This is a genomic window from Thermosynechococcus sp. B3, from assembly GCF_030323045.1.
Lineage (GTDB): Bacteria > Cyanobacteriota > Cyanobacteriia > Thermosynechococcales > Thermosynechococcaceae > Thermosynechococcus.
This window is the reverse complement of the sequence record NZ_CP097584.1, coordinates 882,501-904,055: the sequence shown is the minus strand read 5'-3', so window position 1 is coordinate 904,055 and position 21,555 is coordinate 882,501. Positions and strand designations below refer to the sequence as shown.

Annotated in this window: 16 protein-coding genes and 2 rRNA genes (1 of these 18 cut by a window edge); 13 read left to right on the top strand and 5 right to left on the bottom strand. The window is 53.4% G+C overall.

What is annotated here, in order from left to right:
• Nucleotides 1–2 precede the first annotated feature (2 nt).
• Entirely contained in the window at nucleotides 3–806 is an 804-nt protein-coding gene (gene lpxA / locus M0646_RS04600) for an acyl-ACP--UDP-N-acetylglucosamine O-acyltransferase (RefSeq protein ID WP_190278226.1), read from the bottom strand.
• A 64-nt stretch (nucleotides 807–870) separates the two neighbouring features.
• Here lpxA and M0646_RS04595 point away from each other — a divergent pair, with 64 nt between their 5' ends.
• The 13 genes from M0646_RS04595 (at nucleotide 871) to M0646_RS04535 (ending at nucleotide 15,553) form a co-directional block, all read left to right on the top strand.
• Nucleotides 871–2,397, top strand: coding sequence for a UbiD family decarboxylase (locus M0646_RS04595; protein ID WP_149818584.1), 1,527 nt, complete (start codon nucleotides 871–873; stop codon nucleotides 2,395–2,397).
• Between the two features lie 25 nt (nucleotides 2,398–2,422).
• Nucleotides 2,423–2,836: an HI0074 family nucleotidyltransferase substrate-binding subunit gene (locus tag M0646_RS04590; RefSeq protein ID WP_190278225.1), complete on the top strand. Its 414-nt coding sequence runs from the start codon at nucleotides 2,423–2,425 to the stop codon at nucleotides 2,834–2,836.
• Nucleotides 2,833–3,153, top strand: coding sequence for a nucleotidyltransferase family protein (locus M0646_RS04585; protein ID WP_286626801.1), 321 nt, complete (start codon nucleotides 2,833–2,835; stop codon nucleotides 3,151–3,153). Before M0646_RS04590 ends, M0646_RS04585 begins: the two co-directional genes overlap by 4 nt.
• A 64-nt stretch (nucleotides 3,154–3,217) precedes the next feature.
• Entirely contained in the window at nucleotides 3,218–4,057 is an 840-nt protein-coding gene (gene recO / locus M0646_RS04580; RefSeq protein WP_286626800.1) for a DNA repair protein RecO, read from the top strand.
• A complete protein-coding gene (locus M0646_RS04575; protein ID WP_286626799.1) occupies nucleotides 4,054–5,355 on the top strand; it encodes an MFS transporter in 1,302 nt (433 codons plus the stop codon). Before recO ends, M0646_RS04575 begins: the two co-directional genes overlap by 4 nt.
• 118 nt (nucleotides 5,356–5,473) lie before the next feature.
• Nucleotides 5,474–6,850, top strand: coding sequence for a PP2C family protein-serine/threonine phosphatase (locus M0646_RS04570; protein WP_286626797.1), 1,377 nt, complete (start codon nucleotides 5,474–5,476; stop codon nucleotides 6,848–6,850).
• 126 nt (nucleotides 6,851–6,976) lie between these two features.
• A complete protein-coding gene (locus tag M0646_RS04565) occupies nucleotides 6,977–7,366 on the top strand; it encodes a hypothetical protein (protein ID WP_190278224.1) in 390 nt (129 codons plus the stop codon).
• A 76-nt stretch (nucleotides 7,367–7,442) separates the two neighbouring features.
• Nucleotides 7,443–10,076, top strand: a complete 2,634-nt coding sequence (gene mutS, locus M0646_RS04560; protein WP_286626796.1) for a DNA mismatch repair protein MutS — start codon at nucleotides 7,443–7,445, stop codon at nucleotides 10,074–10,076.
• 429 nt (nucleotides 10,077–10,505) lie between these two features.
• Entirely contained in the window at nucleotides 10,506–11,663 is a 1,158-nt protein-coding gene (locus M0646_RS04555) for an MFS transporter (RefSeq protein ID WP_286649909.1), read from the top strand.
• Nucleotides 11,664–11,731: 68 nt separating this feature from the next.
• Nucleotides 11,732–13,441 (top strand): AarF/ABC1/UbiB kinase family protein, encoded by a 1,710-nt coding sequence (locus M0646_RS04550; RefSeq protein WP_286626792.1) that lies wholly within the window; start codon nucleotides 11,732–11,734, stop codon nucleotides 13,439–13,441.
• Between the two features lie 24 nt (nucleotides 13,442–13,465).
• On the top strand, nucleotides 13,466–14,188 hold the full coding sequence (locus M0646_RS04545) for a Stp1/IreP family PP2C-type Ser/Thr phosphatase (RefSeq protein ID WP_149818567.1): 723 nt from the start codon (nucleotides 13,466–13,468) through the stop codon (nucleotides 14,186–14,188).
• 17 nt (nucleotides 14,189–14,205) lie between these two features.
• Complete coding sequence (locus tag M0646_RS04540) at nucleotides 14,206–14,385, top strand: hypothetical protein (protein WP_149818565.1); 180 nt, start codon at nucleotides 14,206–14,208, stop codon at nucleotides 14,383–14,385.
• 34 nt (nucleotides 14,386–14,419) lie between these two features.
• Nucleotides 14,420–15,553, top strand: a complete 1,134-nt coding sequence (locus M0646_RS04535; RefSeq protein ID WP_286626789.1) for a cob(I)yrinic acid a,c-diamide adenosyltransferase — start codon at nucleotides 14,420–14,422, stop codon at nucleotides 15,551–15,553.
• Here the strand turns inward: M0646_RS04535 and M0646_RS04530 are convergent.
• The 4 genes from M0646_RS04530 to M0646_RS04515 all read right to left on the bottom strand — a co-directional run.
• Complete coding sequence (locus M0646_RS04530) at nucleotides 15,550–15,873, bottom strand: helix-turn-helix transcriptional regulator (RefSeq protein ID WP_149818561.1); 324 nt, start codon at nucleotides 15,871–15,873, stop codon at nucleotides 15,550–15,552. The two genes, M0646_RS04535 and M0646_RS04530, sit on opposite strands and share 4 nt — an antisense overlap.
• On the bottom strand, nucleotides 15,873–17,195 hold the full coding sequence (locus tag M0646_RS04525) for a S41 family peptidase (RefSeq protein WP_399363193.1): 1,323 nt from the start codon (nucleotides 17,193–17,195) through the stop codon (nucleotides 15,873–15,875). Before M0646_RS04525 ends, M0646_RS04530 begins: the two co-directional genes overlap by 1 nt.
• A 169-nt stretch (nucleotides 17,196–17,364) precedes the next feature.
• Nucleotides 17,365–17,481: ribosomal RNA gene (gene rrf / locus M0646_RS04520) — 5S ribosomal RNA — on the bottom strand.
• 125 nt (nucleotides 17,482–17,606) lie between these two features.
• A 23S ribosomal RNA gene (locus tag M0646_RS04515) occupies nucleotides 17,607–21,555 on the bottom strand (it continues 1,095 nt past the right edge of the window).

Genomic DNA, 21,555 nt, shown 5'->3' with positions numbered 1-21,555 from the left:
CCTCAGGAGAGATCACCCCCTTCCCCCCGGCGGACAAAGTGGCAAATCCCTCGTTCTGAGGCACTAATAAAATCGCAAAACTCTTGAATGAGGGGATGGATAAACTGTTCCCGCAGGTGCTGTACCGCTTGGGAGGTGGTGAATTGGGAGCGGTAGAGGATATCCAGCGCTTTTTTAAGCAGTTGGCGCTCTTGCGCTGAAAAGCCAGCACGTCGCAAACCCACCACATTTAAGCCCATGATCGTATTGGTACTCAGACTACGGGTCATACAAAAGGGGGGCACATCTTTTTGAATGGCAGTGCCGCCGGAGAGCATGGCCAAGCGACCAATACGGGTAAATTGATGCACAAGGCAGTTCCCGCTGATAAAGGCGCGATCGCCCACATGGGCATACCCGGCAATCAAAGTATTATTGGCGATCGTCACATGGTTTCCCACATAGACATTGTGACCTAGATGACTGTGGGCCATCAGCAGACAATCATGCCCGACATGGGTGACGGTTTCTGGTTGGGTTCCCCGATGAATGGTCACGCCCTCGCGCAACGTACAGCGATCGCCAATGTGGACATAGCTAATCCCCCCCTGATAAGCCACATCTTGGGGGAGATCGCCAATGACTGCCCCACTGTGAACTCTACAGTTCTCGCCAAGACGGGTATATCCCAACAGGGTGACATGGGGAGCCAACTGCGTACCGCGTCCAATCTCCACCGTGGCCGCCACATAGCAAAAAGGACCAATCTCCACTTCTTCCCCAATGTGGGCACCCGCCTCAATCACTGCCGTGGGATGAACCGCCATGACATTCCTGCACGATTGGCTAAAGATTCTTAACATAAAAGAGATTAAGCGATTTTGATCCCCGATGACGAACGACCTGCGGCAATATCTCCAGCTTTTAGAACAGCGGCAACAACTGCGACGCATCACCGTACCCGTTGATCCCGATCTGGAGATGGCGGAAATCTGTAACCGCCTGTTGGCTGCCGGCGGGCCAGCGTTACTGTTTGAAAAGGTCATTGGCTCTCCCTATCCCGTGGCAATTAACCTCTTGGGCACCGTCGAGCGCGTGTGCTGGGCCATGAACATGAACCACCCCTTAGAGCTAGAGACCCTCGGGGAAAAGTTGGCTAAGCTACAACAGCCGAAGCCGCCCAAAACCCTGAGTCAAGCCCTTGATTTCGGCAAAATTCTCTTTGATGTCGTCCGTGCCAAGCCGAGTCGCGATTTGTTACCCCTCTGTCAGCAGGTGGTGATCAAAGACCCCGATTTGGATCTACGGCAACTGCCCCTGATTCGCCCCTACCCCAAGGATGCAGGCAAAATTATCACCCTTGGCCTCGTCATTACCAAAGACTGTGAGACGGGCATTCCCAATGTCGGGGTTTACCGCTTGCAACTGCAATCCCCAACCACCATGACCGTGCATTGGCTTTCAGTGCGGGGAGGAGCACGCCATCTCCGCAAAGCTGCCGCCCGTGGCAAGAAGCTAGAAGTGGCTGTGGCATTGGGGGTGCATCCTCTAATCATCATGGCGGCGGCAACGCCAATTCCCGTGGATTTATCCGAATGGCTCTTTGCGGGTCTCTATGGTGGGGGCGGCATTCATTTGGCCAAGTGCAAAACCCTTGATCTCGAGGTGCCTGCCCACGCGGAATTTGTCCTTGAGGGCACCATTACCCCCGGTGAAGTTTTGCCCGATGGCCCCTGTGGCGATCACATGGGCTACTACGGTGGCGTTGAAGACTCCCCCGTCATTCATTTCCACTGCCTGACCCATCGCCGCAATCCCATTTACCTGACAACATTTAGCGGTCGCCCCCCCAAGGAAGAGGCCATGATTGCCCTTGCCCTCAACCGCATTTACACACCCATTTTGCGGCAGCAGGTACCGGAGATTGTGGACTTCTTTTTGCCCATGGAAGCCCTCAGTTATAAGGCGGCGATTATTTCCATTGACAAAGCCTATCCTGGCCAAGCACGCCGCGCTGCCCTCGCCTTTTGGAGTGCCCTACCCCAATTTACCTACACCAAGTTTGTGATTGTTGTGGACAAAGAGATCAATATTCGTGATCCGCGTCAGGTGGTGTGGGCGATCAGCTCCAAGGTGGATCCCAGCCGCGATGTCTTTATTTTGGGAGATACCCCCTTTGACTCCCTTGACTTTGCCAGCGAAAAAATCGGCCTTGGGGGACGCATGGGCATTGATGCCACCACGAAAATTCCCCCAGAAACAGACCATCCTTGGGGCGATCCCCTCACATCGGATCCTGAGGTGGCACGGCGAGTCACAGAACGCTGGCAGGAATATGGCCTTGGGGATATTGACTTAACAGCCGTAGATGCGACGCGGTTCGGCTATGAGCTAGACCCCGCCTTTCGTTGGCGATAATCGGAGAAACAACGGTTCATAAAACATGACGAATAGAGATGCGATGCGTTGGCAACAGCGGTTGCAGAACTTTGGTCGCGCCCTAATCCGCCTAGAAACCGCCTGTGCTCAGGAGGAGTATTCGGAACTAGAGCGAGCCGGTCTGGTGCAAATGTTTGAGTTCACCCTTGAACTAGCGTGGAAAACATTGAAAGACCTTCTTTTTTATGAGGGGCTGGATGTGAAAACTCCCAGAGAAGCTATTCGCAAGGCCTTTGAGACGGGCTATCTCACGGAGGAAGACACGGAGACACTGCTAGATGCCTTGGCAAAGCGAAATCTCTTGAGCCATACCTACGAAGAGCAAACGACAAAAGAGGCGGAACGACTGATCAAACACAGGTTGACTCCTGTTTTTCGGAAACTGTACAACTGCTTGCAGGAAAAATATCAACAATGACGGACGGACTCACCCCAGAAAAACGCAAAGCCATCGTTGACACTCTAACGGCCAATCCCAAGGTAGAACGAATCGTCCTCTTTGGCTCACGGGCGATCGGTACCTTCAGAACAACTTCGGATATTGATATTGTCCTCTTTGGCGAGAACCTCACCCTTAGTGATCAAGCTGCCCTTGCCGAGGCGATCGCTGAACTGCCCATTGCCCAACGGGTGGATCTCCTCGTCTATCACAGCATCGAGAATGCAACTCTGCGGGAAGAGATTAACCAGCATGGGGTGGAATGGTTTGCCCGCGACAAGTTGATTAGTGGATAGGGGACTGGCCGCGATAGCCTAAAAGATAGGCTAAAAATGTGCTGCTATTGTCTGGATACTTCGGATGGGTCGCACCTACCGCACAATTGGCATTAACCTCAAGGCCATGCCCCTGGGGGAAAGCGATCGCCTGCTCAGTGTCTTTAGTCGCGATCGCGGGCTGTTGAAGTTAGTCGCCCCCCATAGCCGTGGCTCCCGCTCGAAACTGGGCGGACGGGTGGATTTGTTTGTCGTCAATGACCTCTTTATTAGTCCTGGCCGCAATTTAGATCGCATTCTCCAAGCAGAAACAGTCGCCACCTACCAAGGCCTCAACAGCCACTTGACCACTCTGACCGCTGCCCAATATCTCGGTGAGGTGGTGCTCTACCAAGTCCATCCGCAGCAGCCTCAACCGGATCTCTTTGATTGGCTCTGTACCACCTTAGACCAGCTTCAGGGGGTTTCGAGTCGCGCTGCCCTAGCGCTATTGGTGCGCGGCCTGTGGGGCATCTTGCGATTGGGGGGCATTGCCCCGGAATGGTACCAGTGCCATGAAAGTGGCTGCCAGATTGCTGTTCCTGCGGCGGATACCGACTGGCGGGTGGGCTTTAGTTTTGCTAGGGGAGGCGTTTTTACCCTTACTGAGGCGCGTCCCAACAACTCTCTTGCGGCGGTGTCTTCAGAGGGCGATCGCCAACTGACAGCAAGTGAAGTGCGCCTCGGGCAATGGCTAGCACTGCCCACCACCCCATCCTTGGCACGGGATGAATTCCTTGCCCAAGCCGAGACCTATCCCCTTAGTGTTTGGCTGTCCCTTGAGCGGGTGTTGCGCCAGTACCTGCAATTTCATCTGGAGCAAACGTTGCGGGTGCCCCCCCTCCTTGATAGTTGTTTTTCACCTGTTGCGGTGTCCCAGCCATGACCATTGAGCAGCAAGACATTCGCATAGATCTCCCCCTACCACCGGTGCCTCCCCTCTGGCAAAACCGCAATTTTATTGCTCTTTGGTTGGCGCAGGTCTGCTCACAGTTGGCTGACAAAATTTACCTTGTATTTGTAATTGCCCTCACTACAGAGTTTTTCCAAGCGGCACACCAGAGTATTAGTGGCTGGGTGTCGGCCATCATGGTGGCCTTTACGATTCCGGCCATTCTCCTCGGATCGGTGGCGGGGGTGCTGGTGGATCGCTGGTCAAAAAAACAGGTGCTCATTGTCACCAATCTCTACCGTGCCCTCCTTGTCTTAGGGATTCCGATCACGATTCTCCCTGGCGCCGGGCAATGGTTTGGGTTTATGGCGCTGTTGCTGATCACGTTTACGATTTCCTGTTTAACCCAGTTTTTTGCCCCCGCAGAACAGGCGGCCATTCCGCTGCTGGTGGATAAGTCCCATCTGATGTCCGCCAACTCCCTCTATACCCTGACGATGATGGCTGCTCTCGTGGTGGGGTTCGCTGCGGGTGAACCGCTTTTGAATCTTGCGAGCCACTGGCACTCCCAGTGGGGTGGGGCTGTCTTTGTCAGTGCCTGCTATGGGGGGGCAGCACTCCTACTCATGCTGCTGCGGCCACCGGATCAGTGTCATCTGCCGCCAACCCACTATCGTCAAGTGTGGCAAGAACTCCGCCAAGGCCTTCAGCTTTTGCAGGAATATACAGCATTGCGTTTTGCCCTGCTGCAACTCATCCTGCTGTTTGCCATTGTCGCGGCGATGTCGGTTTTGGTAGTGCGCCTTGCGGAGGTCTTACCCAGCCTCGATACGGATCAATTTGGGTTTCTTTTGGCGGCTGCGGCCGGCGGACTCGGGCTAGGGGCACTGCTCTTGAATACGGTGGGCAAGCACTTTGCCTACGGCTGGTCGGGTTTAGTGGGCTGTTGGGGCATGGGGGGCATGTTTCTTGGTCTGTCCCTGAGTTTGGATTCTTTGGCTTGGAGCATGGGCTACATCATTGGTTTGGGCTTCTTTGCCGCCTTTGTGGCGATTCCGATGCAAACCTTAATTCAACTAATGACCCCAGCCGAACAGCGGGGGACGATTTTTGGGCTACAAAATAATCTCGTGAATATTGCCCTCAGTGTGCCCTTGGCGGTGGTTGGTTTAGCGGAGACTTGGTGGGGGCTACAGCCGGTACTCATCGGTTTGGCGGGGGCGATCGCCCTTGGTGGGACGCTGATGACCCTCAGCCATCGCAACGGCATGGTGACCGGCGGCCTGCTCTAAAAGTTCCATAAAAAATCTTAAATCCTTTCATCTTGACGTTTTTTGCGCTACGCTGTAGAGTCAATTGACGCTTTTGCTGGCGTAACTTACCATGTCACCTGCCTTCCCCTCCTCCTCTATGACCTCCTCTAGCCCTGTGATCGCCCTTAAGGAAATGGTGTCGCGGTTACAGCGGGAAAACAGTAAAATTCAGGAGCTATTGGCCTCCCTAAGCTTTGCGCTGCGGAGTTTCAACAACCTGAATCAATTTTTTGAACTGATCCCCCTCATTACCTGTCGGGTCACAGAGGCAGAGGCAGCAGCTCTAGTCTTATTTCGCGCCGATGGTCAGGCTCGTCTTGAACAACTCCATTGTCACGCCAGCGATCAGTGTCCCAATATTCGCGCCGCCCTAGAAACGGCCACCCGCACCCTTGCCAATAGCGTTGGTATGGCGGCAATCGATGCGGAGAATAATCGCGAGATCAGCCGGCCTCGGCTTGAGCAACTTCTGGATCAGCAACTGCGAGAACGCCTCCCCCAAAGCATTCAGTTCTACGGCACGGCGATTCTCGTCAAGGATTCGGGACTCACGGAGCGGGGGCGGCTCTACGTTTTTAGTCAGCAACCTGAGTACGAGTGGAATGAAACGCGGCAGCAACTGTTGCAGGTAATTGCGGATCAAACGGCAGTGGCCATTGCCAATGATGAATTGGCCTTAAAGTTGCGCGATCGCCAGCGTTTGGATCGGGAACTGGAAATTGGGGCAGAAATTCAACGGCGACTCTTGCCCCACCGCTGTCCCAAAATCCACGGCCTCGAGCTAGCCGCCGAGTGTCGCACCGCCAGTTGGGTGGGGGGGGACTACTATGACTTTATTCCCATTACCTATGGCCTCGGCGATCAACAAGACATTGAACAGGGTCGTTGGGGCATTGCCATTGGCGATGTGATGGGTAAGGGGGTACCGGCCGGATTGATCATGACCATGACCCGAGGCATGCTGCGGGCAGAAGCACTCAATGGTCACCGTCCTAGCCGCATTTTGCAGCACCTCAACCGGGCGATGCAGCCGGATTTAGAAAGCTCCCACCGCTTTGTCACCCTCTTTTACTCTGAGTACAACCCGCAAACGCGGCTCTTGGCCTACAGTAATGCGGCTCATCTTCCTCCCCTATTATGGCGAGCTGAAACCGGGATTATCCATCGGCTGGACACCTACGGTATGCTCATTGGTCTGGATACCCGCAGCCAATATCAAGAGGCAGAAGTGCGACTGCAACCCGGCGACACGGTGGTTTACTACACGGATGGCATCACAGAAGCCGATAATCCGAAAGGTAAACGCTTTGAGGAAGAGCGCCTCGCAGCAGTCTTCAAAGAGGGCTGTGCCAAGGGTTTGGGTGCTCAGGCACTATTGGATTATATTTTTGATGCCGTTGATGCCTTTACCAATGCCAGTGGCCGGCGCAGCGATGATATGACGCTAGTGATTCTGCGGGTCATTGACCAGTAGGCAATCCTGCTTGACCCTTGTTTGACCCCATCGAGCTAACAAAGGCACCAGCAAAACCCTTGCCATAACGCACAAGGATTGAAAGTTGCTGCCTCCTCTCCCATTCGAGGGAACCCTCCCAACAGCATGACAATGAAATCAATAAAAGCGGTTAAGATAGCCGCAGGTGCCTGTGAGGTGGGGATGCGCTATTTCGTTGAGGTGAGTTTCCGATGCGATGATGATGCCATTTGGGACATCCTAACCCGTCATCTCGGCTTTGTTGAAGCCAAAACCCTTGAGCAAGCCATGGCACTCCATCATTTTTTTGAGATGCATCCCCTTGTTACTGGTGTGGAAACCTTTGTGCAATCAAGGGAAAGCCAACCCTACCTCCTGATGACCACGTATCCAGAGCGCATCAGCAAGGCCAATGTTCAACGCAGCCGCTTTCAAGAGGCCATTTCCATCCTTGGGGAACATAGTCCGGGACTGGCGGAGTGGCTCTTTATGGAGACCACGGGGGATGAGTATTAGGTGCTCTACTCCACAATAGAGAAAACTATAATATAAGGTCCCCTTGGAGCACACCACAGGAAGCTGTGACGTTGCCATGTCCGACGATCGCCCGCTGCCCCATTCTGAGACTGAGTCCCCTGCCCTGCGCTTAGGACGCAACCCTGGCCTACAGGTGCGCCACGATGAGGTGGAGCGATCGCTCTTGACGCCGATGCTTCAGCACTATGCTGAAATTAAGGATGCCTACCCCCAGGCCCTCCTCCTCTATCGGGTGGGGGACTTCTACGAAACCTTTTTTCAAGACGCCTGCACCGTTGCCCGCGAGCTGGAACTGGTGCTCACCGGCAAAGAGGGGGGCAAAGAAGTGGGACGAGTGGCCATGGCTGGCATTCCCCACCATGCCCTTGAACGCTATTGCCGCACCCTCATTGAAAAGGGCTACGCCATTGCCATCTGCGATCAAGTGGAAGACCCCGCCCAAGCTCAAGGACTGGTGAAGCGGGAAGTGACCCGAGTGTTTACGCCAGGAACGGTGTTGGACACAGAACTGCTCCAACCGCGCCGCAATAATTTCCTTGCTGCTGTTCTGCTTTCTGGGAGCCATTGGGGATTGGCCTATGCCGATGTTTCGACGGGCGAGTTTTGTACCACCCAAGGGAGCGATCGCGCCGAGTTAATTGCTGAACTCAACCGCTTGCAACCCGCAGAAATTCTCCTGCCTAGTCAGGCTCCGGACATTAATCGCGTTTTGCGCCCGGGTGAAGCCAAGGATCAATTGCCCCCTGAATTGCCTCCCCAGTGGTGCTACACCCTGCGATCGCCCCAAGATTTTCAGGCAGCGGAAGCTCGCCAACGCCTGTGTCAACGCTTTCAGGTCAAATCCCTCGAAGGCTTTGGCTGTGAACATCTGCCCCTTGCCATGCGGGCGGCCGGTGGCCTCTTGGCCTATTTGGATGAAACCCATCGCCAACAACCAGTGCCCCTGCAAAACCTCAGCACCTACTCCCTCGCCCAGTATCTCTTTCTCGACCCGCAAACCCGCCGCAATCTGGAACTGACGCAAACCGTCCGCGATGGTAGCTTCCAAGGTTCGTTACTGTGGGCGATCGATCGCACAACGACGGCAATGGGGGGGCGTCTATTGCGCCGCTGGCTCCTGCAACCCCTCCTTGATATTGAGCAGATCACGGCGCGCCAAGAGGCCATTGCTGAATTAATGGCCAATAGTAGCCTACGTCAGAGTCTGCACCGCCACCTTCAGGAAATTTATGACCTCGAACGCCTAGCGGGTCGGGCGGGTTCTGGGACGGCCAATGCCCGTGATTTAGCGGCACTGCGGGACTCCTTTCGGACGTTAGTTTCCCTTGCGGCGGTTGTGACGGCAACCCAATCCCCCTATCTCCAAGCCCTTGCCCACCTGCCACCGGTGATTGAGCAGTTGGCGGATACCCTCAGCGCAGCCCTTGTGGATCAGCCCCCCATTAGTCTCACCGAAGGGGGTCTCCTGCGGTCGGGTGCCTACCCCGAACTAGATCAGCAACGCCAGCAAATTGAGCAAGATCAGCAGTGGATTCTTAATTTAGAAGCCCAAGAACGGGAGCGCACGGGCATTACCACCCTCAAAGTGGGCTATACAAAAGTCTTTGGCTACTATCTGAGTGTCTCCCGCGCCAAGCTGAACCAAGTCCCCGATGACTACATCCGCAAACAAACCCTAACAAATGAGGAACGCTTTATCACGGCGGAACTCAAGGAACGGGAAGCACGGCTATTGGCGGCTCAAAGCCATCTTTTTGAACTGGAGTACCAGTATTTTGTGCAGTTGCGGGAGCAGGTGGCCGCTCAGGCCTCAACGATTCGTGAGATTGCGGCAGCGGTGGCAGCGGTAGATGTGCTTTTGGGGTTAGCAGAGGTGGCGCTGTATCAGGACTATTGCCGACCGCACATGACCCGCGATCGCCAGCTTCAGATTCGCGGCGGGCGCCATCCGGTGGTCGAGCAGATGCTACCAGCGGGGTTTTTCGTTCCCAACGATACGGAACTCGGTACAAGCGCTGATCTGATGGTGCTGACAGGCCCCAATGCCAGTGGCAAAAGTTGTTATCTACGGCAGGTGGGTTTGATTCAACTGCTGGCGCAAATGGGCAGTTATGTGCCCGCCACCAGTGCCACCTTGGGAGTGTGCGATCGCATTTTTACGCGGGTGGGTGCCGTTGACGATCTCGCCACGGGTCAATCTACCTTTATGGTGGAGATGAATGAAACGGCCAATATCCTCAACCATGCGGGCGATCGCTCCCTTGTCCTCCTTGATGAAATTGGGCGCGGCACGGCCACCTTTGATGGGCTGGCGATCGCTTGGTCAGTGGCAGAATATCTTGCCACCACCCTCAAATCCCGCACCATTTTTGCCACCCATTACCACGAACTCAATCAACTGGCAACGCTGCTGCCCAATGTGGCCAACTACCAAGTGGTGGTCAAAGAACTCCCCGACGAGATTATTTTTCTCCACCAAGTCAAGCCCGGTGGTGCCGATCGCTCCTACGGCATTGAAGCGGGACGCCTTGCGGGCCTTCCTCCTGTAGTGATTCAGCGAGCCCGTGAAGTGATGCGCCAAATTGAAAAGCACAGCAAAATTGCCGTGGGGCTACGCAAAAGTCAAATGAATGGAACTCCGAAAACCGAAACTCCCGAAGAAATTGATCAGGGAGAATTACCTCTTTAACTAATCACCAAAGAGTTTCCATTCATTTCCATTCATTCTGCTTCCCCGAAGAGAAGCAATAGCATCTTCGACATAGCCTCTCCCGGAGCGGATTGCAACCCCCTGTTCCGAGGGATCCCTTTTGAAGGGGGGCAAATTATTTTCTACAAGGTCATCGAAAATACTCAAATCCTCTCCCAGAGCGACTCCGAGGGATTCTACGAGAGAATCAACCTTAGGGAGGCTTTTGGGGATCTGTCGGAGCAGGATCGCAGGCATTCTTGAGCCAGCAGCAGTGGACAGAATTCAGGTGCATAGCCAGCGGCCAGCAAAAAGCTATCATAGATAAGGAATGTAACGTTTTGTTAACAAGGGGGATTTGTGGTTGTCCTGTTGAAGCTACCCCCATCCGTGCGCCAAACGCTACTCAGGCTCGTACTGGCTGGTCTGTTGTTTTGGTCCAGCATTGCCGCAATGTTACCCACATTACCCCTCTACATTGCTGAGAAGGGGGGCACGCCCCATCAGGTGGGGTTTGTCATGGGTGCCTTTGCTGTGGGGCTGATTGGTTCCCGCTCGTGGTTAGGGCCTCTGGCCGATCGCCGGGGACGCAAAATTACATTGCTGATTGGCCTCGCTGTGGCCGCGATCGCTCCCCTGTTTTATATCGTCAGCCACGACCTACCCCTCCTTGTTGCGGTGCGCCTTCTCCATGGCGTGAGCATCGCTGGCTTTACCACCGGCTACATGGCACTGGTGACAGATATTGCCCCACCTGAGCATCGCGGTGAAATCATTGGCTACACCAGCCTTGTCCATCCCATTGGGGTTGCCCTCGGACCGAGTCTCGGTAGTTGGCTGCAAATGAACTACAGTCATAGCTCGGTCTTCATGGTTGCCAGTAGCTTAGCTGCCCTTGGGTTCATGGCTGCCGCAGGCGTGCGGGCGGTGAATATCCCACAGGACTCTGGAGGGTCTCGCCCAGAGAAAGCCCTCTTTTGGCGGCTCTTGCTTTCAGAACGGCTGCGGATTCCCAGCTTGGTGATGCTGAGTGTAGGGCTGACCTTTGGCACGATCGCCACCTTTATTCCCCTGTTTATTGCGGCTGAGCGGCTCAACATTTCGGCAGGGCTGTTTTACTCCGTGGCGGCGATCGCCAGCTTTATCGGTCGTGTGGCCACGGGTTCTGCCTCCGATCGCTGGGGAAGGGGCATTTTCATCTCCGCCAGCCTTGCCTGCTATGGGGTCTCAATGGTGCTCCTCGCCCAAGCCCAAACCCCCTTGGATATCCTCTGGGCGGCGATTCTTGAAGGTCTTGCCGGCGGTGTCCTGATTCCCATGGTCGCTGCCCTGATGGCCGATCGCTCCACCACCGATGAGCGGGGACGGGTTCTCAGCCTCAGTTTAGGGGGATTTGATCTGGGGATGGCCTTGTCAGGGCCACTGCTGGGGGGGCTGATTGATCCTTTGGGTTATCGCCTGATCTTTCGCATGGCGGCGGTCTTTAGCCTCTTGGGGCTAACCTTCTTTTTAACCGCTAGTAGCAAAAGCCTGCCCGATTCCCTGCGTTTTGCCCTCGGCATGGGGCGCGATCGCTATGCCCTGTAGCCTATTATTCTTTGGTATCGTTAGGGATTCGTTACAATTTGTTGAGATCACCCACTAGGGAAGAGCGTGTGTCCACACCAGTTTCGGCCAGTTTGACGCCCACCGGCAAATCCTATCGTTGGAATCGCGAGCGCTACTCAAAAACGCGGCGCTTCTTTGATATTTGGTTTTTTGTCTGGCGATTTCTCTTTGGCCGTTGGCTCCTCACCAAATCTTGGAGCTACTGGGGCGGTATGACCGATGCTAAGCGTGCGGCGCGACGCCGTGCCCAAGCGATCTGGATTCGTGAAACCTTCCTTGAGCTGGGCCCCACCTTCATTAAACTGGGGCAACTCTTTTCTACCCGTGCCGATCTCTTCCCCAGCGAATACGTCGAAGAACTGAGTAAACTTCAAGACCGCGTCCCCGCCTTTAGTTACGAGCTAGTCGAAAAAATCATCTACGAAGACTTTGGCCGCCATATCCCTGAACTGTTTCGCAGTTTTGACCCGATCCCCATGGCCGCCGCCAGTCTGGGTCAAGTCCACAAAGCACAACTCCTCTCAGGCGAAGAAGTGGTGGTCAAGGTTCAACGCCCCGGCCTGCGGCAGTTGTTTGACATTGATCTGGCGATTCTCAAAGGCATTGCCCAATACTTTCAAAACCACCCCAAATGGGGGCAAGGGCGCGACTGGATGGGCATCTACGATGAGTGTTGTCGCATTCTCTACGAAGAAATTGACTACCTCAATGAGGGACGCAATGCCGACACCTTCCGCCGCAACTTTCGCGATCGCGACTGGGCCTGTGTTCCACGCGTCTATTGGCGGTATACCTCACGGCGTGTGCTCACCCTTGAGTACCTACCGGGGATTAAAATTAGCCACTACGAAGCCCTTGAAGCGGCGGGTCTAGACCGCAAACGCCTTGCTGAACTCGGTGCCAAGGCCTACCTCTATCAAGTTCTCAACGATGGCTTCTTCCACGCTGACCCCCATCCGGGCAACATTGCCGTCAGCCCCAACGGCCAACTGATTTTCTACGACTTTGGCATGATGGGGCGCATTCAACCTGTGACCCGCGATAAATTGCTGAAAACATTTTTAAGCATTGCCCAACGGGATGCCGAACAGGTGGTACAGTGCCTTGTAGAGCTAGGAGCGTTGGTTCCCACAGGCGATCTAGGGCCGGTACGTCGCTCGATTCAGTATCTCCTCGACAATTTCATGAACCAGTCCTTTGAAGCCCAATCGGTGGCTCAAATTAGCGATGACCTCTACGAAATTGCCTATGACCAACCCTTCCGCTTTCCCGCCACATTTACCTTTGTGATGCGGGCATTTTCCACCCTAGAGGGGGTAGGTAAGGGACTCGACAAAGACTTTAACTTCATGCAAGTTGCCCAACCATTTGCGACTGAACTTATGACCAACGGAAACTTCCCCGATCCCAGTAATGGCAGTCTTTTCTCTGAACTGAGTCGTCAAGCGGCTCAAGTGGGCAGCAGTGCCATTGGCTTGCCCCGTCGCCTTGAAGAGGTGCTCGATAAACTGGAAAATGGTGATCTGCGCTTGCGTGTCCGTTCCAGTGAGAGCGATCGCATTCTGCGGCGCCTGAGTAACATTAACTTAGGACTAAATTATGTCGTCCTTATTGGCAGTTTTTCCTTAGTGGCGACAATTTTACTCGTGAACCAGTATCTCCTCTTGGCGGGTGTGGCAGCCGCATTAGCGGTATGGTTTGGTATCCTCTATTGGCGACTCATGCTTAAACTCGATAAGTATGAAAAAATGTTTTAACAAGCAACCCAACATAGGGGGGTCATGGACGTTGCCGGCTTAACTGATTGTGGTCTGATTCGCAAAAGCAATCAGGATGCTTTTTATATTGACGAAAAGCATCAGCGTTTTTTTATTGTGGCCGATGGCATGGGTGGGCACGCTGGGGGCGAGGAAGCCAGTCGTTTAGCTGTCGAACATATTCAGGCATTCTTGGAAACCCACCTTGAGGACCTTCAGCATGACCCTGTGACCCTACTCCGCCAAGCCTTTCTCGCTGCCAATCATGCCATTGTTGAGCAGCAACGCCAAAATACTGCCCGTGCTGATATGGGGACAACGGCTGTGGTGGTTCTCGTTGATGAAAAGGGCGATCGCGCTTGGTGTGCCCATGTGGGCGACTCCCGCATCTACCGCTGGCGCAAAGACCAACTCCAGCAAATTACCAGCGATCACACTTGGATTGCCCAAGCCGTACAACTGGGAAGCTTGACCATTGAGCAGGCGCGGCAGCATCCATGGCGCCATGTCCTCTCCCAGTGCCTAGGCCGTGAAGACCTCACCCAAATTGATATTCAACCCATTGATCTAGAGCCGGGCGATCGCCTGCTGCTGTGCAGTGACGGCTTAACTGAAGAACTCACCGACGAGGTGATCAGTATCTACCTCAGTGAACCCAATGTCGAAAAAGCGGCGGCTGCCCTCGTGAATGCTGCCAAAACCCACGGCGGCCGCGACAATGTCACCGTCGTTGTCATTGGTGTTTAACCCATCAAGCAAAACCTATGCAAACGGAATTTATCCGTCTGACCCTACCCCGACACAGCCTTTCCTCGCCTTTCCATGAGGCTATCGAACAGGCGCTGCAAGCCCATGGTCAGCCCCTGCGTTGGGCGATTACCGCCACCACTACCACAGATCTAACGGTTGAAGCCGTTGTTCTCAAAACCCCACCCCGCCCTTGATACAATCCCTCTAGGTTCTTTGATTCACACCTCTATGACCCGTGCAGGTATTGGCATTCAAACCGCTCAGATTCGCCCCGGACGGGTGAGCGGTCAACTCCACGTCTATGACGGTGCTGGTAAGGGCAAATCCCAAGCTGCCCTCGGGGTTGTTCTGCGCTCCATTGGTCTGGGTATTGCCTCTGCTTGGCCCACTCGGGTACTCCTGTTGCGCTTTCTCAAAGGACCTGGCCGTGCCTATGCCGAAGATGCCGCCATTGAAGCGCTGCAGCGCGGGTTTCCCCACCTCATTGACCAAGTGCGCACTGGCCGCGCTGAATACTTTACTGCCGAGCAAATTACCAAGTTCGATCGCCAAGAGGCACAGCGGGGCTGGGATATTGCCAAGGGGGCGATCGCCTCTGGTCTCTATTCCGTCATTGTTTTAGATGAACTCAACCCCGTCCTAGATTTAGGCCTTTTGCCCGTTGATGAAGTTGTCAACACCCTCCGCCACAAGCCCGAACACCTAGAAATTATTGCCACTGGCCGGGGGGCTCCTGCCCAGCTCCTGCAAATTGCTGACCTCCACTCCGAGATGCGTCCCCTTGTGCATCCTACGGCTCAAGAACAGGGCATTGAAGGTATTGAAATCTATACGGGTGACGGCAAAGGCAAGTCCACCAGTGCCCTCGGTAAAGCCCTGCAGGCGATCGGCAAAGGAATTAGCCGCGATCAATCCCACCGTGTGCTCATTCTGCAGTGGCTCAAGGGGGGGCAGGGCTATACCGAAGATGCGGCGATCGCTGCCCTCAAAGAGAGCTATCCCCATTTAGTGGATCATCACCGCTGTGGTCGGGATGCCATTGTCTGGCGCGGTCAGCAGCAGGAAATTGACTACATCGAAGCCGAACGCGGCTGGGAAATTGCTCGAGCTGCCATTGCCTCTGGCCTTTACAAGACCATTATTCTCGATGAACTCAACCCCACCGTTGACCTCGAGCTTCTCCCCGTCGAACCGATTGTGCAAACGCTCCTGCGCAAGCCCCGCACCACGGAAATCATTATTACCGGTCGCTGCAAATATCCCCCCGCCTACTTTGAACTGGCCAGCGTCCACTCGGAGATGATCTGCCACAAGCACTATGCTGAGAAAGGCGTTGATCTCAAGCGCGGCGTTGATTTTTAAGAACAGATGCGAGCCAGCACCGTTTCCCCCACCGTAAACTGCTGCAAATAGGCCATTAGGACTTCAAATTGGGGACGATTGAGGCGGTAATAGACCCACCGCCCTTCTTGACGCGACAGCACGAGATTGGCTCGCCGCAGTGCCTGCAGATGAAACGAGAGTTTTGAGGGGGTCAGGTGCAGGCGATCGCACAGATCACAGACACACAGCTCCTCCCGATGCAGAATCTCAATCACCTTCAACCGCAACGGCTCCCCAAGGGCATGGAAGGCCAATTGAATCTCAGCGGGGTATTCCTGATCAATCTCTGAAACAACCATCACTGCACCGGACAAGGGACACCAAGGGGTTGGCGAAACTGCTCCTGCTCCCCTGTTTGAGCCGTATTCATGGGCTTAGGCGCTTGACTGCGATAAATGGCTTGGCGCAATTGAGCCACTCCTGCTTGGTACAGGCGATCGGCTGCTGTCGTCCACAAACGGGGATTGGTACTCACCTCCTGCGGCAGCGTCACCATTACATTCGGCGTAATCCCTGTGCGGTTAATATCCGTGCCATTGGGCGTGTAGTAATGAGCAACCGTCACCGACAATCCTGAACCATCACTCAATTGATGAATGGATTGTACCAAGGCCTTACCGTAGGTTGGCGTGCCCACCACAATCGCACGACCGTTATCCTGCAATGCCCCTGTGAGAATTTCACTACTGCTAGCAGAGCGGTGATCCACCAAAACCACGAGGGGCAAATTCGTCAATGCCGATTGATTCGCCCGTGCCTGCTCACTGTGGCCACTGCGATCGACCGTACGCACAATCAAACCTTGATTCAACCACATGCGGGCAATATCAATTCCTGCCTGCAATAGTCCTCCTGGATTCCCTCGCAAATCCAAAACAAACCCCTCCACCTTCTCCGCCTCTAGCTTGCGAATCGCCGCGCGCAACTGATCCGCTGCATGGGCAGTAAATTCACTCAGATAGATATAGCCAATGCGGGCACCGCCTTCCTCCTTCACTAGCGATCGCACCGCAGGGAGTTCAATCAATGCCCGTGTCAGCGTCAGGCGAAAGGTACCGCGATTAGGGCGAAACAACTGAAGTTCAATGGGAGTCCCCACCCGCCCCCGAATCCGCCGCGATGCCTCCTCAATCGACATCCGCCGAGTAGAGTGACCATCAATGGCCAGCAGGCGATCGCCCGCCCGAATTCCCGCCTTAGTTGCAGGTGAATTTTCCAGCGGCTCCAAAATCGTCAACTGTTGTGTCTTTTCATCCACCGTCAAGCGAATACCAATCCCCGAAACTTCCCCCGACGTTTGCGTGCGCAAAGCCGTAAACTCCTCTGGAGTCATGAAGCGCGTATAGGGGTCATTCAACTGCTGCAACATTCCCCGAATAGCTGCATAGGCCTGCTGCCGCGACGTGTAGCGCTGCGCCAAAAGTTGCCGCCGTACCGCCAGCCAATCCACTTGATTAAACGACTCATCCACATATTCCTGCTGCACAATTTGCCACACCTCATCCACCAACATCTTGGGGCTATCCTGCATTCGTCCATAGCCTGGTAACGCCGCCGCCAGCACCGCTGCCACCACCGAGGAACCCACCCGCATCCAGTGCCGAAGACCCATCAAACGCATGAATTGAGGCATGACCCTAAAAACCTTTTGAGGAGAGCGATATTTGATGCAATATAGACCGAACTACCCATCAATGTCACTCCTCTATCCAAAACCGATCATCCCTTAAACATTTCTTAAAAATCAAGACCCCACCTAGGCAACCTAGATGGGGTGGTTTGAATATTTTGCCTAGCACCGAGCTATTTTTGCAGGAGGCGACCCTCCAACTATCTTCACCGCTGCGGCGTTTCACCTCTGAGTTCGGGATGGATCAGCGTGGTTCCACCGCGCCATAGGCACTAGGCAAAGCATTAATTTTGAATTGAGAACCTAGACTAGAGAACTGCTAGATAAATTCAGCGGAAATACCCTTTCAACTAAATAGCGATTGTCAGTACAGTTGCTTAACTCAGACACCGGTTGATTGATGAGGTCAAGCCCTCGGTCTATTAGTACTCCTAGACTTCATCCATTACTGGACTTCGATCGGGAGCCTATTAACGGGTGGTCTACCCGTGACCTTACTGGCTTACGCCATGGGAGCACTCATCTTGAGGTGGGCTTCCCACTTAGATGCTTTCAGCGGTTATCCACTCCGCACATGGCTACCCTGCGTCTACCGTTGGCACGATAACAGGTACACCAGAGGTGCGTTCCTCCCGGTCCTCTCGTACTAAGGAGGACTCCTCTCAATGCTCCTACGCCTGCACCGGATATGGACCGAACTGTCTCACGCATGTTGTTCTCGTATCACTACGAGCATGGACTATATCTTCATCCTGACTCTCGCCACTAACGAATCAGGAGCCGACATTTGATGTCTCTGACAACCTCAGAGCATCTCAGCTTACGCTTGATGGCTAACTCAAGCCTAGGCTTCAGTCTCTACGGGATCAAGAGTTGTCGTGATCTCAAAAACTGCTCCACCTGCTCAGAGCGAATCGAACGCTTTTTAGAAGCATTCAGTTCACCGAATTGATCCACCTGCTGAGCAAGTTTTAGGAATTGTTCTGGCGTTAATCGCCTTGATTGAACAACTTCCTGTAGAACAGTAATTGCTAAATCACACTGTGGCTTCTTGAGTTTAAGGTAGCTGCGAAGAGTTAGCAGTACTTCTAAGACAGATGGCGCATCAACAATTGCATACTCACTTAAGCCACCCTTTCGGTCTCTCACAAACCCTGCTTGGAAAATGGACTTTAACCACTCCAAGAAGGAACGATGCGAAGAAGACTGAAAGAAAGTGATGCTAGCGCGAATTTGATAACCAAGGATGTAATCCTTACGTCGCACTAGTTGAAGGTTGATACAGCCATCACCATCCAAGAAACCAGCAATGTAACTCAGCGTTAAATCGTCTGTCACGAGACTCTTGCTTACCCTCGGTATTGTCTTAATCAGCCGTTCGTCACTGATTAAGATTCTACCGATTTTAGTCGGTTTGCTGCTTCACATTACTGTGAAGTGACGCAATGATTTACGTTCTGAACCCAGCTCACGTACCGCTTTAATGGGCGAACAGCCCAACCCTTGGGACGTACTACCGCCCCAGGTTGCGATGAGCCGACATCGAGGTGCCAAACCTCCCCGTCGATGTGAACTCTTGGGGGAGATCAGCCTGTTATCCCTAGAGTAACTTTTATCCGTTGAGCGACGGCCCTTCCACGCGGAACCGTCGGATCACTAAGGCCGACTTTCGTCTCTGCTCGACTTGTAGGTCTTGCAGTCAAGCTCCCTTATGCCTTTGCACTCTACGGCTGATTTCCGACCAGCCTGAGGGAACCTTTGCGCGCCTCCGTTACCATTTAGGAGGCGACCGCCCCAGTCAAACTGCCCACCTGAAACTGTTCCTTCGCTGGCTAACAGCAGAAGGTTAGAATTCTAGCCTTGCCAGAGTGGTATCTCACTGGCGACTCCATATCCCCCGCAAGGGATACTTCAACGTCTCCCACCTATCCTGCGCAAGCAAAGCCCGAACCCAATTCCAGGCTACAGTAAAGCTTCATAGGGTCTTTCTGTCCGGGTGCAGGTAGTCCGCATCTTCACAGACACTTCTATTTCGCCGAGCCTCTCTCCGAGACAGCGCCCAGATCGTTACGCCTTTCGTGCGGGTCGGAACTTACCCGACAAGGAATTTCGCTCAGTTGTTCTCTACCGTTTCCGATAGAGCTGGACTTTACCTTGTGCGACTACGATTTATTTGAGACGCCAGTTTTTGGATTTTTTCTAGACCATCATTTGTCAAATGGACACCTGCTTGACACAGCAGAACTGCATCTCTGAACTTCAAGAAGTCAATGTTCTTACTTGTTTTCAGAGGATGCTTAAGAAAAAAGGGACAAATACGGTCAGCTAGATGCTCTATGCTTCGGACTCGATAGGCCATGCGATCGCCATGATTCACACGAACCACGCCACAATCGAAATAAGCCTTGAGTGCATAGAGAATTTTTACGTCTCGTCGATGTTGAACAACAGTAAACTCAGGAAGCACCTGAAAACCTGTTGCCATCTCGGAGTGAGGATTGACCCTCACATGAAAGCATCCCTCGCCATCAACGAAACCAACAATCCACTGGGCATCTAAATTCATGCGTCGCACCTGAACATCAAGTCTCTGAGGATTCCTAGAAACTTCTAGGTCTTTCCTGCGGATTATCCCCATGTCTTTCACATTTTGACTGAACAGCACCGCAGCACCTTAAGTTTTCAAACTCTTTCGAGTTAAGTGCCTCGCTGAACGAGTAGTGAAAAGCTGTCAGAGGATTTCCCCGCATATGGTTCAGTTTTACTAAGGCTAGCGTTCGTTAACCTTAGGACCGTTCATTTATGTTTCACTCAACTCTCAAGTATGCTGTACATAATTGTTGAGTGCGACCAGAGCATCACCTAAATTTACTCTGATCCTTCATGTCGCCATGAAGATCGGACTATATCATCACCTTCAATTTGCGGTGTCTGGCATATAGTCTCTGAGGATTTGCCAATGGTTGCCAAGATTTGATCGTCCGTGTATCGCCGTTTCCCACCGTCATTCATTAATTGACGGATCTTGAGAATTTTTTTGATACCGTCCTCCGTTAGGTGAGCACCTTGCAGCATCAGAGCTACAATTTGCTTAAATTTGGAAAAGTCCCGCTTTTTCTTAGCTGAAAGAAAGCCAAACCGATTAAAAAAAGGTATGACCTTTTCAGCTATAGCATTCAGATTGGTAACTTCGTAGTACCATACCCCATCAGGGCGCTCACGAAGTGTTCCACAACCCAAATGCTTTTTGTACAAAGCAAGGATGACACGGTCTTTTTGGGAAACATTGAAGCTAGCAGTAACCTTCCAAGGCACAAAGTAGTCAGGACGCGGGCGAAAAGAAACATTGAAGCTTCCTTCGCCATCAGCAAAACCTGCTAGGTAGTAACCTATCTGTGGAGGCACTTGCTTGATATTGGCAGTCATTGGCACCTTTCCTGCTGATTGTCCGCACTGCATGCATTGTCACTGCTCTTTTATCTTAGGAGCGAGTAGCAGCAGATACACCGGATGTTCCAGCATATAGCCAGATTTATTTACGTAACTACAACTGGGTCATAGTTACGGCCGCCGTTCACCGGGGCTTCGGTCGCCAGCTTCGCTTGCGCTGACCAGCTTCCTTAACCTTCCGGCACTGGGCAGGCGTCAGCCCCCATACATCGTCTTACGACTTAGCGGAGACCTGTGTTTTTGGTAAACAGTCGCCTGGGCCTCTTCACTGCGACCACCTCTCGGTGGCACCCCTTCTCCCGAAGTTACGGGGCCATTTTGCCGAGTTCCTTAGAGAGAGTTATCTCGCGCCCCTTGGTATACTCTACCCCCCCACCTGTGTCGGTTTCGGGTACGGGTATCTTGGCTTAACGTGCTTAGAGCTTTTCTTGGAAGCATGACATCAATCACTTCCCCACCGTAGTGGGTCGTACTCCTGCCTCAGCTCAGAGCGTTTTCACCGCTCCTCAACACCTCGGACAGTTGAACCGGTAACCAACATCCGGCTGATCTAGCCTTCTCCGTCCCTCTGCACAAACCAAGATGAGTACTGGAATATTGACCAGTTGTCCATCGACTACGCCTTTCGGCCTCGCCTTAGGTCCCGACTAACCCTTCGCGGACGAGCCTTCCGAAGGAACCCTTGGGGTTTCGGGGCATTGGATTCTCACCAATGTTTTCGCTACTCAAGCCGACATTCTCACTTCTGCCTCGTCCACACCTGCTTACGCTAGTGCTTCAAACTAATGCAGAACGCTCCCCTACCACTTACGTAGTAAGTCCACGGCTTCGGTACATCACTTAGTCCCGTTCATTTTCGGCGCAGGAACGCTTGACCAGTGAGCTATTACGCACTCTTTTA

Excerpts from the sequence above, each read along its gene's own strand:
- M0646_RS04545 (WP_149818567.1), top strand. The coding sequence starts at position 13,466 with ATGGACGTTGCCGGCTTAACTGATTGTGGTCTGATTCGCAAAAGCAAT.
- M0646_RS04540 (WP_149818565.1), top strand. The coding sequence starts at position 14,206 with ATGCAAACGGAATTTATCCGTCTGACCCTACCCCGACACAGCCTTTCC.
- M0646_RS04585 (WP_286626801.1), top strand. The coding sequence starts at position 2,833 with ATGACGGACGGACTCACCCCAGAAAAACGCAAAGCCATCGTTGACACT.
- recO (WP_286626800.1), top strand. The coding sequence starts at position 3,218 with ATGGGTCGCACCTACCGCACAATTGGCATTAACCTCAAGGCCATGCCC.
- M0646_RS04575 (WP_286626799.1), top strand. The coding sequence starts at position 4,054 with ATGACCATTGAGCAGCAAGACATTCGCATAGATCTCCCCCTACCACCG.
- M0646_RS04595 (WP_149818584.1), top strand. The coding sequence starts at position 871 with ATGACGAACGACCTGCGGCAATATCTCCAGCTTTTAGAACAGCGGCAA.
- M0646_RS04530 (WP_149818561.1), bottom strand. The coding sequence starts at position 15,873 with ATGGTTGTTTCAGAGATTGATCAGGAATACCCCGCTGAGATTCAATTG.
- M0646_RS04570 (WP_286626797.1), top strand. The coding sequence starts at position 5,474 with ATGACCTCCTCTAGCCCTGTGATCGCCCTTAAGGAAATGGTGTCGCGG.
- M0646_RS04590 (WP_190278225.1), top strand. The coding sequence starts at position 2,423 with ATGACGAATAGAGATGCGATGCGTTGGCAACAGCGGTTGCAGAACTTT.
- M0646_RS04525 (WP_399363193.1), bottom strand. The coding sequence starts at position 17,195 with ATGCGTTTGATGGGTCTTCGGCACTGGATGCGGGTGGGTTCCTCGGTG.
- mutS (WP_286626796.1), top strand. The coding sequence starts at position 7,443 with ATGTCCGACGATCGCCCGCTGCCCCATTCTGAGACTGAGTCCCCTGCC.
- M0646_RS04565 (WP_190278224.1), top strand. The coding sequence starts at position 6,977 with ATGACAATGAAATCAATAAAAGCGGTTAAGATAGCCGCAGGTGCCTGT.
- lpxA (WP_190278226.1), bottom strand. The coding sequence starts at position 806 with ATGGCGGTTCATCCCACGGCAGTGATTGAGGCGGGTGCCCACATTGGG.
- M0646_RS04535 (WP_286626789.1), top strand. The coding sequence starts at position 14,420 with ATGACCCGTGCAGGTATTGGCATTCAAACCGCTCAGATTCGCCCCGGA.